15 protein-coding genes are annotated in these 16,646 nt (G+C 71.0%); 11 read left to right on the top strand and 4 right to left on the bottom strand.

The genetic code is table 11. From position 1 onward, the window contains the following. Positions 1 to 163 precede the first annotated feature (163 nt). From N5D62_RS27360 to N5D62_RS27330, 7 genes are all read left to right on the top strand, one after another. Complete coding sequence (locus tag N5D62_RS27360; protein ID WP_279761241.1) at positions 164 to 505, top strand: FliM/FliN family flagellar motor switch protein; 342 nt, start codon at positions 164 to 166, stop codon at positions 503 to 505. Continuing rightward, a complete protein-coding gene (gene fliP / locus N5D62_RS27355; protein WP_279761240.1) occupies positions 502 to 1,350 on the top strand; it encodes a flagellar type III secretion system pore protein FliP in 849 nt (282 codons plus the stop codon). The genes N5D62_RS27360 and fliP overlap by 4 nt, the downstream gene beginning before the upstream one ends. Then, positions 1,347 to 1,616, top strand: a complete 270-nt coding sequence (locus tag N5D62_RS27350) for a flagellar biosynthetic protein FliQ (RefSeq protein WP_279761239.1) — start codon at positions 1,347 to 1,349, stop codon at positions 1,614 to 1,616. Before fliP ends, N5D62_RS27350 begins: the two co-directional genes overlap by 4 nt. 12 nt (positions 1,617 to 1,628) lie before the next feature. Further along, entirely contained in the window at positions 1,629 to 2,426 is a 798-nt protein-coding gene (locus tag N5D62_RS27345) for a flagellar biosynthetic protein FliR (protein WP_279761237.1), read from the top strand. Then, complete coding sequence (locus N5D62_RS27340) at positions 2,419 to 3,567, top strand: flagellar type III secretion system protein FlhB (RefSeq protein ID WP_279761235.1); 1,149 nt, start codon at positions 2,419 to 2,421, stop codon at positions 3,565 to 3,567. Before N5D62_RS27345 ends, N5D62_RS27340 begins: the two co-directional genes overlap by 8 nt. Beyond that, positions 3,564 to 5,696, top strand: coding sequence for a flagellar biosynthesis protein FlhA (locus tag N5D62_RS27335; RefSeq protein WP_279761233.1), 2,133 nt, complete (start codon positions 3,564 to 3,566; stop codon positions 5,694 to 5,696). Before N5D62_RS27340 ends, N5D62_RS27335 begins: the two co-directional genes overlap by 4 nt. 172 nt (positions 5,697 to 5,868) lie before the next feature. Further along, on the top strand, positions 5,869 to 7,440 hold the full coding sequence (locus N5D62_RS27330; protein ID WP_279761232.1) for a DUF4832 domain-containing protein: 1,572 nt from the start codon (positions 5,869 to 5,871) through the stop codon (positions 7,438 to 7,440). On the opposite strand, the gene N5D62_RS27325 is transcribed toward N5D62_RS27330, so the two are convergent. Beyond that, entirely contained in the window at positions 7,427 to 8,797 is a 1,371-nt protein-coding gene (locus N5D62_RS27325) for a hypothetical protein (protein WP_279761231.1), read from the bottom strand. The genes N5D62_RS27330 and N5D62_RS27325 overlap by 14 nt on opposite strands. Before the next feature lie 4 nt (positions 8,798 to 8,801). Next, positions 8,802 to 9,032, bottom strand: a complete 231-nt coding sequence (locus tag N5D62_RS27320) for a hypothetical protein (RefSeq protein ID WP_279761230.1) — start codon at positions 9,030 to 9,032, stop codon at positions 8,802 to 8,804. A gap of 358 nt (positions 9,033 to 9,390) precedes the next feature. On the opposite strand from N5D62_RS27320, the gene kdgD reads away from it, so the two are divergent. The 4 genes from kdgD (at position 9,391) to garD (ending at position 14,927) form a co-directional block, all read left to right on the top strand. Beyond that, a complete protein-coding gene (gene kdgD, locus N5D62_RS27315) occupies positions 9,391 to 10,305 on the top strand; it encodes a 5-dehydro-4-deoxyglucarate dehydratase (RefSeq protein ID WP_279761229.1) in 915 nt (304 codons plus the stop codon). A gap of 82 nt (positions 10,306 to 10,387) precedes the next feature. Beyond that, positions 10,388 to 11,827: an aldehyde dehydrogenase family protein gene (locus tag N5D62_RS27310; protein ID WP_279761228.1), complete on the top strand. Its 1,440-nt coding sequence runs from the start codon at positions 10,388 to 10,390 to the stop codon at positions 11,825 to 11,827. Positions 11,828 to 11,928: 101 nt separating this feature from the next. Beyond that, complete coding sequence (locus N5D62_RS27305; RefSeq protein ID WP_279761227.1) at positions 11,929 to 13,284, top strand: MFS transporter; 1,356 nt, start codon at positions 11,929 to 11,931, stop codon at positions 13,282 to 13,284. A 74-nt stretch (positions 13,285 to 13,358) separates the two neighbouring features. Further along, a complete protein-coding gene (gene garD / locus N5D62_RS27300) occupies positions 13,359 to 14,927 on the top strand; it encodes a galactarate dehydratase (RefSeq protein WP_279761226.1) in 1,569 nt (522 codons plus the stop codon). A gap of 12 nt (positions 14,928 to 14,939) precedes the next feature. Here the strand turns inward: garD and N5D62_RS27295 are convergent, their stop codons facing one another. Beyond that, positions 14,940 to 15,527 (bottom strand): PAS domain-containing protein, encoded by a 588-nt coding sequence (locus N5D62_RS27295; RefSeq protein WP_279761225.1) that lies wholly within the window; start codon positions 15,525 to 15,527, stop codon positions 14,940 to 14,942. 120 nt (positions 15,528 to 15,647) lie between these two features. Further along, entirely contained in the window at positions 15,648 to 16,613 is a 966-nt protein-coding gene (locus N5D62_RS27290) for a hypothetical protein (RefSeq protein WP_279761224.1), read from the bottom strand. Between the last annotated feature and the right edge of the window lie 33 nt (positions 16,614 to 16,646).

Below are 16,646 nucleotides of genomic sequence, written 5' to 3'. Positions count from 1 at the left end.
GCTGGACCTGGGCACGCTGCTGGACCTGCGGCCGGGCTCGCTGATCCCGATCCGCCTCGCCGATGCGACGGTGCTGGTCGAGGGCTCCGCGCTGATGAGCGCGGCCGTCGCCGAGCACCAGGGCAAGTTGTGCCTGACCTCTTTCCAAGACCTGGAGTGATTGATGATGAGCGATACCGACCTGATCGCGGGCCTGCTGGACGAACCGGTGCAGGACGTGCCGGTGCTGGAGCCCCGGCCCGCGGGCCGCGACCTGCCCGCGCTGATGCGCAAGATCCCGGTGACGCTGACGCTGGAGGTCGGGCAGGCGCGTCTGTCGCTGCACGACCTGGCGCAGCTGCGCGCGGACAGCGTCGTCGAGCTCGACACGCTGGCCGGCGCGCCGCTGGTGATCAAGGTCAACGGCACGGCGATCGGCCACGCGGAAGTGGTCGTCAGCGGCGACAGCCACGCGCTGCGCGTGCTGGACATCGACGGGCTGGACCTGGACCGGCTGGGCGCATGAGCCTGCTGCTGTCGCCGTCGGGCGCCCCGTCCACGGGCGCCTCGCGCCGGATCGCGCCGTCCGTGACGCACCGCGTCGCGCGTCTCGCGCATCTCGCGCGTCTCGCGCGTGTCACGGCGATCGGCGGCCTGCTGATCGCCGGCGCGCTGGCCAGCGGCGGCGCGGAGGCGGCGATCCGCATCGCCGGCGCGGGCGCCGGGGGTGGCGACTTCACCTTGAAGACGCAGGTGCTGGTGATCATGACGCTGCTCGGGCTGCTGCCCGTGCTGGTGCTCATGATGACGAGCTTCACGCGTTTCGTGATCGTGCTGTCGCTGCTGCGCCAGGCGCTGGGCCTGCAGCAGGGGCTGCCGAACCGGCTGGTCACCGGCATCGCGCTGATCCTGACGATCCTGGTGATGCGCCCGATCGGCGCGCAGGTCTACGAGCAGGCGATGCTGCCCTACGACGCCGACAAGATCACGCTGATGCAGGCGCTGGCGATCGCGGAGAAGCCGGTCTCGCGCTTCATGCTGGCGCAGACCAGCAAGGGCGCGCTGGCGCAGATCGCGCAGCTGTCGGGCGAGACGGCGGTTGCCAGGCCGGAGGATCACAGCTTCGCGGTGAAGCTCGCGGCGTTCACGCTGTCGGAGCTCAAGACCGCGTTCCAGATCGGCTGCATGCTGTTCATCCCCTTCCTGGTGATCGACCTGGTCGTGTCCTCGGTGCTGATGGCGATGGGGATGATGATGCTGTCGCCGCTGGTGATCTCGCTGCCGCTGAAGCTGCTGCTGTTCGTGCTGGTCGACGGCTGGACGCTGACGGTGAACACGCTGGTGTCGAGCGTGCGCGGGGTGTCGGGATGACGCCGGAGATCGCCGCCGACCTGATCGGCGAGAGCCTGCACCTGACGATGCTGCTGGTGCTGGTGCTGGTGCTGCCGGGGCTGGTGATGGGCCTGCTGGTGGCGCTGTTCCAGGCGGCCACGCAGATCAACGAGCAGACGCTGGCCTTCCTGCCGCGGCTGCTGGTGACCTTGCTGGTGCTGGGCGTGGCGGGCCGCTGGATGGTGGGCCTGCTGATGGACTACTGCGTCTCGATCTTCGAGCGCGCGGCCCAGCTGGCGAGCTGACGGGACGGCGCCGTGGAGCTCGAGATCGGCCAGTTGACCGCCTGGCTCAGCGCGCTGTGGTGGCCGTTCTGCCGCGCGATCGCGATGCTGGCCGCCGCGCCGACGATCGGCGACGCCGGCGTGCCGGTGTCGGCGCGCGCGCTGCTGGCGCTGGTGCTCGCGGTGGTGCTGATGCCGGTGTCGCAGTCGACGGCGGTGGCCATCCCGATCTTCTCGATGCACGGGCTGCTGGCCGCGGGCGAGCAGGCGATCCTGGGCCTGGCGATGGGGCTGACCTTCCACCTGGCGATGGCGGTGATCGGCGTGCTGGGCTTCCTGCTGTCGTCGCAGCTGGGCCTGGCGATGGCGGTGCTGAACGATCCGATCAACGGCAGCGCGTCCGATGTCGTCGGCGCGCTGCTCAACGTGCTGTGCGTGCTGGCCTTCTTCGGCATGGACGGCCACCTGCTGTTCATCGCGGTGCTGGGCGAGAGCTTCCGCGCCTGGCCGGTCGGCGCCGGGCTGTCGCTGCTGACGCTGCAGAACCTGGCCTACAACCTGGGCTGGGCGTTCTCGGCGGCGCTGCTGCTGGCGCTGCCGGTGGTGGCCGCGACGCTGGTGGTGCAGCTGGGCATGGGCTTCCTGAACCGCGTAGCGCCGGCGCTGAACCTGTTCTCGCTGGGTTACGCACTGGTCACGCTGTTCGGCCTCTTCATGCTGACGCGGATGCTGGCGCATGTGCCGGCGCACTACCTGCGCATGACGCAGCAGCTGCTGCGCATGCTGGAGCAAGGCATGCGCGGCGTGCCGGGCGGAGGCCTCGATGGCTGAGCCCGGCACCGGCGACAAGACCGAGAAGCCCTCGGAGCAGAAGCTGCGCAAGGCGCGCGAGCAGGGCCAGGTCGCGCGCAGCAAGGACATCGGCGCCGCGATCGGGCTGCTGGTCGGGCTGAAGCTGCTGGCGATGATCGCGCCGCTGCTCCTGGAGGACTTCGGCCGGCTGTTCCGGCTGGCGCTGGCGCCGCTGGCCGGCGACGACGCGCTGCAGGGGCTGGACGCGCTGTGGGGCGAGGCGGCGCTGGCCGCGCTGTGGCTGCTGGCCAAGATGCTGCTGCCGCTGCTGGCCTTGCCGGCGGCGGTGATCGTCGCGACGCAGCTGGGCGGGGGCATCGTCTTCACCGCGTCCCAGTGGCTGCCGAAGTTCTCCAAGCTGAGTCCGATGGCCAACCTCGCGCGGCTGTTCAGCGCGAAGCATTACACCGAGCTCGGCGCGACGCTGATGAAGACCGGCGGCGTGCTGGCGGTGCTGCATTGGGTGACGACCGCGTACGCGGCGGACTACGTGCAGCTGCAGGCGCTGAGCCTGCCCGCGGCGCTGGCGCGCGCGGCCTCGCTGGTGATGGACGCGCTGCTGACGCTGGCGGCGGTGCTGGCGCTGTACGCGCTGGTGGACGTGCCCTTGCAGCGCCTGCTGTTCCTGCGCGGCCAGCGCATGAGCAAGCAGGAGGTCAAGGACGAATACAAGCAGAACGAAGGCCGGCCCGAGGTGCGCCAGCGCATCCGGCAGCTGCAGCAGCAGCTCGCGCGGCGCAGCGTGCGCAAGGCGGTGCCGGAGGCGGACGTGGTCATCGTCAACCCCGAGCACTACGCGGTGGCGCTGCGCTACGACAGCGCGAAGGCCGAGGCGCCCTACGTCGTCGCCAAGGGCGTCGACGAGATGGCGCTGTACATCCGCACGCTCGCGCGCGAGCACCGCGTGCAGCTGCTGGAGCTGCCGCCGCTGGCGCGCGCGCTCTACAACACCTCGCAGGTGCGGCAGCAGATCCCGGCCTCGCTGTACCAGGCGGTGGCGCAGGTGCTGAGCTACGTCATGCAACTCAAGGCCTTCCACGCGGGCCGCCGCGCGACCGAACCCCGGCTGGCGCCCGATCTCCCGGTGCCGCGCCATCTCTCCGATCCGGAGTCCCCATGAAGCCTTCCCTTCCCTCCTCTCCCGCGACGGCCGCTTCCGGGCTGGGGCGCCTGGGCCAGCAGCTGCGCGACCTGCGGGTGGCGGCGCCGCTGTTCCTGCTGGCGATCCTGGCGATGGTGATCCTGCCGATGCCGCCGGTGCTGCTGGACGTGCTGTTCACCTTCAACATCGTGCTGGCGCTGGTGGTGATCCTGGTCAGCGTGAACAGCCGGCGGCCGCTGGACTTCTCGATCTTCCCGAGCGTGATCCTGGCCACGACGCTGCTGCGGCTGTCGCTGAACGTCGCGTCGACGCGGGTGGTGCTGCTGCACGGTCACGAGGGCACGCATGCCGCGGGCAAGGTGATCGAGTCCTTCGGCAACGTCGTCATCGGCGGCAACTTCATCGTCGGCCTGGTGGTGTTCGTGATCCTGATGGTGGTGAATTTCATCGTCGTCACCAAGGGCGCGGAGCGGATCTCGGAGGTGTCGGCGCGCTTCACGCTGGACGCGCTGCCGGGCAAGCAGATGGCGATCGACGCCGACCTGAACGCCGGCCTGATCAACCAGGAGCAGGCGCAGAAGCGGCGGCAGGAGGTCGGCACCGAGGCGGACTTCTACGGCGCGATGGACGGCGCCAGCAAGTTCGTGCGGGGCGACGCGATCGCGTCGATCCTGATCCTGCTGATCAACCTGGTGGGCGGCGTCGCGATCGGCGCGGTGATGCACGGCCTCTCGCTGGGCGAGGCGATCCGCCAGTACGGCCTGCTGACGATCGGCGACGGGCTGGTGGCGCAGATCCCGGCGCTGCTGCTGTCGGCGGCGGCCGCGATCATCGTGACGCGGGTGAGCGACTCGGGCGAGTTCGAGCAGCAGGTCGGCGAGCAGATGCTGGCGTCGCCGCAGGTGCTGTACAGCGCGGCCGGCGTGATGGGCGTGCTGGCGGCGATCCCTGGGATGCCGTGGATGGCGTTCAGCGCGTTCGCGGTGGCGCTGGCGTATTCGGCGTGGCGGATGGGGGCGCGGGCGGATGCGCGCATCAAGCCGGCCGCGCCGGTGGAGAGCGCGCTGGTGGCGGCCGCGCCGCCGGAGATCGACTGGCGCGCGCTGCCGGTGGTGGAGGCGGTGTCGGTGAGCCTGGGCTACAAGCTGGTGAGCCTGATCGATCCGGCGCAGGGCGCGCCGCTGCAGGCGCGGGTGCGCGGGATGCGGCAGTCGATGAGCGAGATGCTGGGCGTGCTGCTGCCGACGCTGGCGGTGCGGGATGACCTGTCGCTCAAGCCGAGCCAGTACGCGATCTCGCTCGGCGGCGCGGTGGTGGCGCAGGCGGAGGTGTATCCGGACCGGCTGATGGCGATCGCCTCGGGCCAGGTCTGGGGGGACGTGGATGGCATTCCCGGTTTCGATCCGGCGTACGCGATGCCGGTCACCTGGATCGAGCCGGAGCACAAGGCGCACGCGCTGGGGCTGGGTTACCAGGTGGTGGACGTGGCGAGCGTGGTGGCCACGCATGTGTCGAAGGTGCTGCGGGAGCAGTTGCCGGAGCTGCTGAGGTTCGACGACATCGCGGCGCTGCTGGAGCGGCTGGAGGCGATCGCGCCGAAGCTGGGCGGGGCGCTGGACAAGGCCTACACGCATGCGCAGCTGCTGAAGGTGCTGCGGCTGCTGCTGGCCGAGGGCGTGGCGGTGAAGGACATCCAGACGATCGCGTCGACGCTGGTGGAGAACGCGGAGGCGACGAAGGATCCGGTGCTGCTGGCGGCGGAGGTGCGCTGCGCGCTCAAGCGCCAGATCGTGGCGCAGCTGCAGGGGCCGCAGGGCGCGCTGGCCGCGCTGAAGGTGTTCAACCTGGGCAGCGAGCTGGAGAACCACCTGCTGAACGCGCTGAACCAGGCGCGCGCGGGGGGCGCGAAGGTGCAGCTGGACAGCTACCCGGTGGATCCGCAGCTGCTCTCGCAGCTGCAGCAGCACATGCCGGGGGCGCGGGACCAGATGAAGTCGCTGGGCGCGCCGCCGGCGCTGCTGGTGATGCCGCAGGTGCGGCCGCTGCTGGCGCGCTACGCGCGGCTGTTCGCGCCGGGGCTGGCGGTGCTGTCGTACAACGAGGTGCCGGATCAGAAGGAGATCGCGGTGGTGGGGACGTTGGGGTGATCAGGCGAGGCCGGGTCTCCTTTCGCGGCCCGCGACCGCGAAAGAGTTTTTCCAGGCAGCGCCCATGAATCACTCTGTTGCGGCTGACCTCGCGTTGCTGCTTCACATACAGAAATACATTGGCAACCCGCGCTTTACTCCCGAAAGCGCATGGTCGTCAGTGAGCCGCTCCATGTCGAAGCAACGCCTTCCCCGCCCCACCCCCGTTCCTCGCTTCCCGCTCGCGCGCCTGAGCCCCATCGCGCTCGCACTGGCGCTCTGCGCCGCGGTCCTCGCGGCCTGCGGCGGGGGCGGCTCCGCCGATGCCTCGCCCACGCCGACGCCGGTGGCGACGAACCCGCCCGGCGCCGGCGTGAGCTCGCCGGCGGCACCGGGCACGCCCGCGTCCAACCCGCAGCCGTCCGCCGGTGACGAGGGCACGTCCGTCGTCGCCGCCTTCACCGCGACCGACGCGGACCTCCCCAACCCGGAACGCGGCTTCTACCGCTGGAGCCAGACCAACCTCGACACCCTCGCCCGCGCCGACGTCGACGCGGCCTTCGCCAGCGGCTACCGGCTGCTGTTCTCTCGGCTGGACCTCTCCGCGTATCGCGAGGCCGATCTCTCCCCGGCGCTGCTGGCCAAGGTGCAGGACGCCTTCGACCGCGTGCGAGAAGGCGGCATGAAGCTGGTGGTGCGAATGGTCTACAACTACCCGGACTCGGAGATCGATTACCAGAACGCCAAGGACGCGTCGCTGCCGCGCGTGCTCGCGCACATCGCGCAGCTCAAGCCGCTGCTGCAGCGCAACGCCGACGTGATCGCGTTCATGCAGGCCGGCTTCATCGGCGCCTGGGGCGAGTGGCACACCTCGTCCAACAACCTGACCGTGCCCGCGAGCCGCAACCAGATCCGCGACGCGCTGCTCGCGGCCTTGCCGTCGAGCCGCTTCATCCAGCTGCGCTACCCCGCCTACGTGATGGACGGCACGCCGGAGTTGCCGGCGTTGAGCGCGGTGCTCGCGGGCGCCTATCGCGTCGGCGCGCACAACGACTGCTTCCTCGCCAGCAAGACCGACGTCGGCACCTATGACGAGGACGCCACCGTCGCGGCGCGCCAGCGCGACTACATCGACAGGCTGGGCGACCTCGCGCCGTTCGGCGGCGAGACCTGCAATCCGACCGACGAGGACAACGCCGTGCCACGCACCAGCTGCGCCGACATCCTGGCCGAAGGCGCCCGCTACAACCTCACCTACCTGAACGACGAGTACTACCGCGCGCAGTTCCACGACCGCTGGGTCCAGGGCGGCTGCATGGCCGAGGTGCGGCGCAAGATGGGCTATCGCCTCGCGTTGGTGTCGGCGACGCACGCGGCCTCGGCGACGCGGGGTCAGGCGTTGACGGTGCGGCTCGCGCTGCGCAACGACGGCTGGGCGCGGGTGTTCAATCCGCGTGGGGTCCAGTTGGTGTTGAAGCATGCGACGACGGGAGCGGTGCGGCGCCTCGATGCGACCGGCGCGGATCCGCGGGCGTGGACGCCAGGCTCCGCCGAGCAGGCCGCGACGATCAGCGCCGCGCTGCCGGCTGACCTGCCGGTGGGCGTGTACCAGGTGTCGATCGCGCTGCCCGACGGCGACGCGCGCTTGGCGACCGATGCCCGCTACGCCATCCGGTGGAGCAATGCGGACAACACGCCGCAAGGGCAGCGATGGGATGCGGCGCTGGGGGCTTTCGCGATCGGGACGTCGGTCACTGTGAAGTGAAGCCGCGCGCCACGGCCATCGCCCGCTGCAAGCGCGCCAAGGCTTGGTGAGCGGAGGGTCCGTCGGCCGCTTCGACATCGTCGAGTTCGAGCATCGCCGCGAGTGCCTCGCGCAGCTGTTCGAGGTCATTGCCCGCGGCCGCGCGTCTGAACCAGATGTTCAAGCACCAGGAGGACAGCGCCTCCTGGCGCTGCTCGTCCAGCGCCTCGAAAGCCGGTTGCCAGCGCGGCATGAACGACTTACGTGGCAATCGGTCGAGCAACCCTCCCCTTCGCCCGCCACCCTCACCCACCGACACCAACAAGACCGCCGACGCCGTTGATCCCGCTGCCATCGCCACCACCGGCGGCGGCACGCTCCGCGGGTGCAGCGCCGTCGCGCACAGGATCCCCATCACGACATTGGCGTGATACGAGGTCCTCAGCATCAGGTCCTCGGCGGACAGGCCGAGCCCCGGCTCCGCGGCCCAGCGCGCGTGATCCGGCCCCGGCAGGAAGCCATGCTCGTCCTGCGCCCGCGCCAGCACGTCGAACGCGAAGGCGGCCGTCGGACTCCACGCCTGGCGCAGCATCGGCCAGGTCCACAGCAGCTCGGCCGCGAGATCGAAGTTGTCCGCGTCCAGCGCCGCCGCCAGCGCCGCCTCGGCCTCGCGCAGCAGCGCGGCCGTCGGACGCGGCAGCCACACCGCGCGACGCCCCATGTCGGAGGCGTACATCACGACGTGCGTGAACAGGTAGAGATCCAGCGTCGAGCAGCCCAGCACATCCAGCGGCCACCCCAAACAGGTTTCCGCCAGCAGCACCTCGCCGGCGCGCGTCGCGTCGACCCGCCGCCCGCGGATCTGCTCGAGCCATTCGTGCTCGAGCCGGTGATTGGGCAATCGCTCGCCGCCACGCGGCGCCGCGCCGCCCACGATGCCGTCGAGCAACCGCTCGAAGCCCTCGTCGCGATAACCGGCATCGCCCAGGAACAGATGCGCCGACGCATGCTCGAGCGCGCGTCCCGCGTCGTTGCACAGCCGCTCGATCACGCGGTCGCCGCGCGCCTGCGGCAGCAACGCCTCGGCCAGCGCCTGCGCCTCGGCGTCGAGCTCGGCGTCGTCGCCGCGCAGGAAGGTGACCGCGCGCAGCAGCATCGCGCCCTCGCCGACCACCTTGCCCACCACCAGGGCCGGCGGCCGGCGAGGCGACGCCTCCTGCGGCGTCGCCGTCGCCTCGGCGGTCGCCACCTCCACGGTGCGCCGGGCCAGGCGCAACGCGAGTCGCACCCGGCCCGGCAGGTCGTCCCGACACCGGAACGCGGCGGCCGTGCGGCGCGCCGCGGTCCGGACCACCGGCATCGAGACAGCCTCGATCACGGCGTCACTCGCCCAGTTGCCGCGCGTTGCGGACGATGTCGAGTTCCGGGCCGGGCCAGCCGCAGTTCCAGATGGCATTGCGGTTGATGATGGTCACCAGCGACTCCCCGTGCAGCAGCGCACGGTCGCCAAACTTGGCGAAGGTCGCGCCGATCGCCGACACGTTGATCGCCTTGCTCTCCACCAGCGCCTCGATGACCTGCTGCTGGAACGCGCTTCTTGCTTCCGTCTTCATAAGAGCCTCCTTGATGCGTGGACTGCGCCGGCGGGAACGAAGCCGGCGGCCCCTCCCTCGATCGCCTACCGGTTGTAGGTGGCGCCCCCCACCCCCACTACCCCTAGCTCGCCCCCCTCTGAAGAGGCCCCTCCAAAGGTGGTCACCCCGATGGGGGTTCCTCGCCGCCTCCCCGCGAGCCGAGGCCAGGCACGCCGCGCCCGCCGCGCGAAGCGCGATTAGGTAATTACCCGCAGTTGTACGACTTCTTCTTGAACCGAGCCGGGTCGCTCGCTACGATGCACCCATGCTGGTACCGGTACCAATCCTGGTGCGATGATGGATTCCAGCGTTGTCGTTCCCACGGAGACCTGCCCCCATGACTTCGCCTCAAGCCCTCAAAGAGATCATTTCCCACGGCCTGCTGTCGTTCCCGCTGACCGACTTCGACGCCGAACTGAACTTCGCGCCCAAGCCCTACGCCGAGCGCCTGGAATGGCTGATGCCCTACGGCGCGACCGCGCTGTTCGCCGCCGGCGGCACCGGCGAGTTCTTCTCGCTCGAGCCCACCGAGTACGCCCAGGTGATCCAGGTCGCGGTGCAGACCTGCCAGGGCCGCATGCCCATCATTGCCGGCGCCGGCGGCCCGACCCGCGTCGCGATCCAGTACGCGCAGGAAGCCGAGCGCCAGGGCGCGCAAGGCATCCTGCTGCTGCCGCACTACCTGACCGAGGCTTCGCAGGAGGGCCTGGTCGCCCACGTGCAGGCGGTGTGCCGCAGCGTCAAATTCGGCGTCATCGTCTACAACCGCGGCGCCTGCCGCCTGACGCCGGAATCGCTGCTCAAGCTGGCCGACACCTGCCCCAACCTGATCGGCTTCAAGGACGGCATCGGCGACATCGAGTCCTTCGTCTCCATCCGCCAGCAGCTCGGCGACCGCTTCAGCTACCTGGGCGGCCTGCCCACCGCCGAGGTCTTCGCCGGCGCCTACCGCGCGATGGGCTGCCCGGTGTACTCGTCGGCGGTCTTCAACTTCATCCCGAAGACCGCGATCGAGTTCTACAACGCCCACGCCGCCGGCGACACCGCCACGACGGACCGCCTGATCCAGGACTTCTTCCTCCCCTACATCGCCCTGCGCAACAAGGGCCACGGCTACGCGGTCTCCATCGTCAAGGCCGGCGCGACGCTGGTCGGCCACACCGCCGGGCCGGTGCGTCCGCCGCTGTCGGACCTCAAGCCCGCCGAGGTCGACGAACTGGGCGCGCTGATCTCGAAGCTGGGACCGCAGTAACGCCCACGCGGCGCGCGCCGACCCTCACATCGGCGCGCGTCCCCGATCCCGACGAGAGCACGTCCAAGAAAGAGCAGTCCGCATGTTCAAGAACCTGATCAACGGCGAGTGGGTCGACGGCCCGCGCGCCTCCCGCAACATCAACCCGAGCGACACCCGCGACGTGGTCGGCGAGTACGCGCAGGCCGACGCCGCGCAGGCCCGCGCCGCGATCGAGGCCGCGCGCGCGGCCTTCGGCAAATGGAGCCTGTCGACGCCGCAGCAGCGCTTCGACATCCTGGACGCCGCCGGCACCGAGATCCTGGCGCGCCGCGCCGAGCTCGGCGACCTGCTCGCCCGCGAGGAAGGCAAGACGCTGCCCGAGGCGATCGGCGAGGTCGCCCGCGCGGGCAACATCTTCAAGTTCTTCGCCGGCGAGGCGCTGCGCGTCGGCGGCGAGGTGATCCCGTCGGTGCGCCCGGGCGTCGGCGTCGAGGTGACGCGCGAGCCGATCGGCGTCGTCGGCCTGATCACGCCGTGGAACTTCCCGATCGCCATCCCCGCCTGGAAGATCGCGCCCGCGCTGGCCTTCGGCAACAGCGTCGTGCTCAAGCCGGCCGACCTGGTGCCGGGCTCGGCCTGGGCCCTGGCCGACATCCTCCAACGCGCCGGCCTGCCCGACGGCGTCTTCAACCTCGTCATGGGCCGCGGCTCGGAGGTCGGCGCCGAGCTGCTCGAGCACCGCGGCGTCGATGCGATCAGCTTCACCGGCAGCGTGGTCACCGGGCAGCGCGTCGCGGCGGCCTGCGTCGCGCGCGGGGCCAAGTTCCAGCTGGAGATGGGCGGCAAGAACCCGTTCGTCGTGCTCGACGACGCGGACCTCGACGTCGCCGTCGCGGCCGCGATCAACAGCGGCTTCTTCTCGACCGGCCAGCGCTGCACCGCATCCTCGCGCCTGATCGTCACCGCCGGCATCCACGACCGCTTCGTCGCCGCGATGGTCGAGCGGATGAAGACGCTCAAGGTCGACGACGCCCGCAAGGCCGGCACCGACATCGGCCCGGTCGTCGACGAGCGCCAGCTGGCGCAGGACCTCGAGTACATCGACATCGCGCTGGCCGAGGGCGCGCGGCTGGCCACCGGCGGCGAGGCGCTGCCGACGAACGGCGCGGGCGCGCCCGGCTTCTACCTGACGCCGGCGCTGTTCACCGGCACCACGCCGTCGATGCGCATCAACCAGGAAGAGGTCTTCGGCCCGGTGGTCAGCGTCATCCAGGCCAAGGACTACGACGAGGCGCTCGCCCTGGCCAACGACACACCGTTCGGCCTGGCCACCGGCATCGCGACCACCTCGCTCAAGCACGCGACGCACTTCAAGCGCCACGCGCAGGCCGGCATGGTGATGGTCAACCTGCCGACCGCGGGCGTCGACTACCACGTGCCCTTCGGCGGCCGGAAGTCGTCGAGCCACGGCCCGCGCGAGCAGGGCCGCTACGCCGCCGAGTTCTACACGACGGTGAAGACCGCCTACACCCAGGCCTGAGCCCGATCGCGCGGAGCCGGGGTCCAGGCCCGGCCCGTGCCGCTGTCCTTCTGCCATGCAAGCCGGCGCAGACCGGCCCTCGATCCCGATCCGGAGACAACATGCAGTTATCCCTCTCCTCCTCCACCGCCGGCACCGTCGGCCGCGCGCGCTTCGGCGTGCTGGCGATGATCTTCATCGTCACCGTCCTGAACTACGCCGACCGCGCCACCGTCGGCGTCGCCGGCCCGGTCCTGTCCAAGGAACTGGGCATCGACGCGGTCCAGATGGGCTTCATCTTCTCGGCCTTCAGCTGGTCCTACGTGCTGGGCCAGTTGCCCGGCGGCTGGCTGCTGGACAAGTTCGGCGCCAAGCAGGTCTATGCCTGGAGCATCCTGCTGTGGTCGCTGTTCACGATGCTGCAGGGCACCGTGCACCACATGGGCATGGACGCGACGCTGTTCGGGCTGCCGCTGGCGGTGTCGGCGCTGTTCCTGATGCGGCTGATGGTGGGCCTGGCCGAATCGCCCTCCTTCCCCGCCAACGGCCGCATGGTCGCGGCCTGGTTCCCGGTGAAGGAACGCGGCACCGCGTCGGCGATCTTCAACTCGGCGCAGTACTTCGCCACCGTGCTGTTCGCGCCGATCATGGCGTGGATCGTGCACGTGCTGGGCTGGTCCGAGGTCTTCTACTTCATGGGCGGCCTGGGCATCCTGATGAGCGTCGTGTGGATGCGCACGATGCACAACAGCCCGGCCGAGCACCCGGGCATCGGCGCGGCCGAGCGCGAGCACATCGAGGCCGGCGGCGCGCTGCTGGCCGGCGGCGCCGCGGCCAAGGCCGCCTCGGGCCCCAAGCTCGCCTATCTGAAGCAGCTGCTGGGCAACCGCATGCTGCTGGGCGTCTACATCGCGCAGTACTGCGTCAACGTGCTGACCTACTTCTTCCTGACCTGGTTCCCGGTCTACCTGGTCAAGGAGCGCGGCATGTCGGTGCTCAACGCCGGCATCGTCGCGGCGCTGCCCGCGATCTGCGGCTTCGCCGGCGGCGTGCTGGGCGGCGTGATCTCCGACTGGCTGCTGCGCCGCGGCCATTCGCTGACCTTCGCGCGCAAGCTGCCGATCGTCGTGGGCATGCTGCTGTCCACGTCGATGATCGCCTGCAACTACGTGGGCATCGAGGCCGTCGTCGTCGGCATCATGGCGCTGGCCTTCTTCGGCAAGGGCCTGGGCGCGCTGGGCTGGGCCGTCGTGTCCGACACCTCGCCCAAGGAGATCGCCGGCCTGTCGGGCGCGCTGTTCAACACCTTCGGCAACGTCGCCGGCATCGTCACGCCGATCGTCATCGGCTACATCGTGCAGACGACGCATTCGTTCAACGGCGCGCTCGTCTTCGTCGGCGCCCACGCGCTGGTCGCGGTGCTGAGCTACCTGCTCATCGTCGGCGAGATCAAGCGCGTCGAGCTCAAGCCGGTGTGACTCCGCGCCAAGCGCCGCTTTCTTCTTTCCGGCCTTCCCGGCCTTCCCAGGTCGACCCGTCCCAGGACACGCCCATGACCCCTTCCCCGCTGATCATCCAGATGCACGAGGCCGACAACGTCGCCATCGTCGCCAACGACGGCGGACTGCCCGAGGGCACCGCGCTGCCGTCCGGCCTGGTGCTGCGCCAGCACGTGCCGCAGGGCCACAAGGTCGCGCTGGTGGACCTGCCGGCCGACGCGGCGGTGCGCCGCTACGACGTGCCGATCGGCTACGCGCTGCAGGACATCCCGGCCGGCAGCTGGGTGCACGAGCGGCTGCTGCGCATGCCGCCGGCGCGCGAGCTCGAGGGATTGCCGATGGCCACGGTGAAGGCGCCCGCGTTGGAGCCGCTGGCGGGCTACACCTTCGAGGGCTACCGCAACGCCGACGGCTCGGTGGGCACGCGCAACATCCTGGCGATCACGCAGACGGTGCAATGCGTGGCGGGCGTGGTCGAGTTCGCCGTCGAGCGCATCAAGCGCGAGCTGCTGCCGAGGTATCCGAACGTCGACGACGTGGTGGGCCTGGCGCACAGCTACGGTTGCGGCGTCGCGATCGACGCGCCGGACGCGGTGATCCCGATCCGCACGGTGCGCCACATCAGCCTGAACCCGAACTTCGGCGGCGAGGTGATGGTGGTCAGCCTGGGCTGCGAGAAGCTGCAGCCCGAGCGGCTGATGCCGCCCGGCGTCATCCCGATCGCCGACCAGCGCGGCGAGCCATCGCCCGGCGAGGGCCTCGACGTCGTCTGCCTGCAGGACGCGAAACACGTCGGCTTCATGTCGATGATCGACTCGGTCATGACGCAGGCGACGGTGCACCTGGAACGCCTGAACGCGCGCCGCCGCGAGACGGTGCCGGCGTCGGAGCTGGTGGTCGGCGTGCAGTGCGGCGGCAGCGACGCGTTCTCCGGCGTGACCGCGAATCCGGCGGTCGGCTTCTGCGCCGACCTGCTGGTGCGCGCCGGCGCGACGGTGATGTTCAGCGAGAACACCGAGGTGCGCGACGGCATCGCGCAGCTGACCTCGCGCGCGAGCACGCCGGCGGTGGCCGAGGCGATGGTGCGCGAGATGGCCTGGTACGACGCCTACCTGCAGCGCGGCAACGTGGACCGCAGCGCCAACACGACCCCGGGCAACAAGAAGGGCGGGCTGTCCAACATCGTCGAGAAGGCGATGGGCTCGATCGTCAAGAGCGGCAGCTCGGCGATCTCGGGCGTGCTGGCGCCGGGCGAGAAGCTGGCGCGCGAGCAGCGCGGCCTGATCTACGCGGCCACGCCGGCCAGCGATTTCATCTGCGGCACGCTGCAGCTGGCCGCGGGCATGAACCTGCACGTCTTCACCACCGGCCGCGGCACGCCCTACGGCCTGGCGGAATGCCCGGTGATCAAGGTCGCGACCCGCAGCGACCTGGCGCGCCGCTGGCACGACCTGATGGACGTGAACGCCGGGCAGATCGCCGACGGGGAGAAGACGATCGCCGAGATGGGCTGGGAGATGTTCCGGCTGATGCTGGAGGTCGCCTCGGGCCGCAAGACCTGGGCGGAGCGGCACCAGCTGGCCAATGCGCTGGTGCTGTTCAATCCGGCGCCGGTGACCTGACCGGCAGGCCCGTCACGGCGCGCTGGTCGCCTGCTTGAACGACTGGTCGAGGATCTCCGCCACCAGGTCCAGCATCTGGGCCGCGTCGCGGTCGTGCAGCGGGTCGAGCGGCGCCGCGTCGGTCGCGCGCAGGCCCAGCAACGCATGGAACGGCGTGCAGCCCAGCGCGGCGGGCGGGAAGACCTCGCCCAGGAAACGGTCGTCGAACGGGGTCACCGGGCGCTCGGTCAGGTCGACCATCGTGCCCAGCATCCGCTGGACGTTGCCCCGGTGGTCGCGCTGCACCACCCGGCCCCGCGACAGCACCGTGCGGTAGCCCGAGCCGTTGCTGCGCAACCGGAAACGCTGCTCGTAGCAGGCGCTGAAGCCGTCGAAGTGCGCGCGCAGCGCCAGCATCATCGGCTCGAGGTCCTCGGGATGCACGCGGCAGCGCCAGAACGCGGTGCTGTCGGGCTGGTCCGGATGCGGAAAGCCCAGGTGCTCCTTCCAGCGCGGCGAGTAATGCACCAGCTCCAGCGGCGGATTCAAGTCCCAGACGCCGAAGGCACCGCGCTCGACCGCGGTCCGCCAGTGCCGGACTTCATCGTGACGGATCCCCATGGCGGAGCATCTTGCGCGCCGCCCCGGACCGGGTCAACGCAAGTTCCCCGGCGGAACGGGAAATAGTGCCGCCGCGCCACAGGCCCGATGGAACCGTCTTGACAGTCCGGGCCACGGGGCTCACCCGAGCGTCGTCACCAGTTCCGCCGCCGCGCTCAGCAAGCTCGCGTCCGAACGCATCGGCGGCGACGGGTCCACCGGCACCCACAGCGGCTGCCGCCGCCAGCCCAGGCGCCGCAAGCGGAACCCCGCCCGCACCAGCGCCGCGACCACCCGCGGCAGCTCGCCCCGCAGCGCCGCCAGCACGGGATCGTGCTCGGCCAGCACCGTCAGCGACAACGCCGCCCGCGTCCCCTGGAGCTGCAACCCGATCGCCTCGCCCCGCCAGCGCAGCAGCAGCGACAAGGCCGGCTCCTCGGCCGCCGGCGTGGACGCGCCGGCCGTGGCGGGGCGGCCGTCATCACGCGGATCCTGGCGCGGATCCTGGCCCGCCCCCTCGCCGTGGCGCTCGGCGCGCACCCAGTACGGCAGCGGCAGCAGCCACAGCGGTTCTCCGCCCGGCCCCACCGGCACCTGCCCATGCGCCAGGGCCAGCGTCCAGGCCGACACCAGCGCGGCGGGCGTCCGCGCCGGCGGCGTCTCGACGACGGCCGTCAGCAGCTGCCGGCGCCACTGCGCCAGGTCGACGCGCAGCGCCGAGAGCTGGCTCCAGCCGCTCGGCGGACCGCCCTCGCCGTCCCCGCGCGCGCCGGCGCCCCCCAGGACGCCCGCGCCCGCCGGATCGCGCCGGCGTTCGACGACCTCCAGCTCCATCCGCGGCACGACCGCGCGCACCCGCAGCAACAGCTGGTCGCCAGGCAGCAGGTCGTCCAGCGGCGGCTCGATCAGCGTCATGACCTCGCCGCTGTCGAGCGACTCCAGCCGCCAGCCCCCTGGCTGGCCAGCGCGATCGCCGCCGCCGGTCAGCCGCAGCACCGCGCCCGGCACCAGCCCGGCGAAGTCGCGCAGCGCGGGCTGCAGCCGCGGCGTCGCGCCGATCGCGCCCACGCCGCCCGGCGCGCCGCCACTCGATGTCGATCCCGCCATGGTCCTCCCCCGCCGCCGGCATCCGGAAAGATC

Source organism: Mitsuaria sp. GD03876 (assembly GCF_029840635.1).
GTDB lineage: Bacteria > Pseudomonadota > Gammaproteobacteria > Burkholderiales > Burkholderiaceae_C > Roseateles.
This window is presented reverse-complemented; position numbering and strand designations above follow the sequence as displayed.

Excerpts from the sequence above, each read along its gene's own strand:
- N5D62_RS27295 (WP_279761225.1), bottom strand. The coding sequence starts at position 15,527 with ATGGGGATCCGTCACGATGAAGTCCGGCACTGGCGGACCGCGGTCGAG.
- garD (WP_279761226.1), top strand. The coding sequence starts at position 13,359 with ATGACCCCTTCCCCGCTGATCATCCAGATGCACGAGGCCGACAACGTC.
- N5D62_RS27330 (WP_279761232.1), top strand. The coding sequence starts at position 5,869 with ATGTCGAAGCAACGCCTTCCCCGCCCCACCCCCGTTCCTCGCTTCCCG.
- N5D62_RS27320 (WP_279761230.1), bottom strand. The coding sequence starts at position 9,032 with ATGAAGACGGAAGCAAGAAGCGCGTTCCAGCAGCAGGTCATCGAGGCG.
- fliP (WP_279761240.1), top strand. The coding sequence starts at position 502 with ATGAGCCTGCTGCTGTCGCCGTCGGGCGCCCCGTCCACGGGCGCCTCG.
- kdgD (WP_279761229.1), top strand. The coding sequence starts at position 9,391 with ATGACTTCGCCTCAAGCCCTCAAAGAGATCATTTCCCACGGCCTGCTG.
- N5D62_RS27335 (WP_279761233.1), top strand. The coding sequence starts at position 3,564 with ATGAAGCCTTCCCTTCCCTCCTCTCCCGCGACGGCCGCTTCCGGGCTG.
- N5D62_RS27305 (WP_279761227.1), top strand. The coding sequence starts at position 11,929 with ATGCAGTTATCCCTCTCCTCCTCCACCGCCGGCACCGTCGGCCGCGCG.
- N5D62_RS27290 (WP_279761224.1), bottom strand. The coding sequence starts at position 16,613 with ATGGCGGGATCGACATCGAGTGGCGGCGCGCCGGGCGGCGTGGGCGCG.
- N5D62_RS27340 (WP_279761235.1), top strand. The coding sequence starts at position 2,419 with ATGGCTGAGCCCGGCACCGGCGACAAGACCGAGAAGCCCTCGGAGCAG.
- N5D62_RS27310 (WP_279761228.1), top strand. The coding sequence starts at position 10,388 with ATGTTCAAGAACCTGATCAACGGCGAGTGGGTCGACGGCCCGCGCGCC.
- N5D62_RS27350 (WP_279761239.1), top strand. The coding sequence starts at position 1,347 with ATGACGCCGGAGATCGCCGCCGACCTGATCGGCGAGAGCCTGCACCTG.
- N5D62_RS27360 (WP_279761241.1), top strand. The coding sequence starts at position 164 with ATGATGAGCGATACCGACCTGATCGCGGGCCTGCTGGACGAACCGGTG.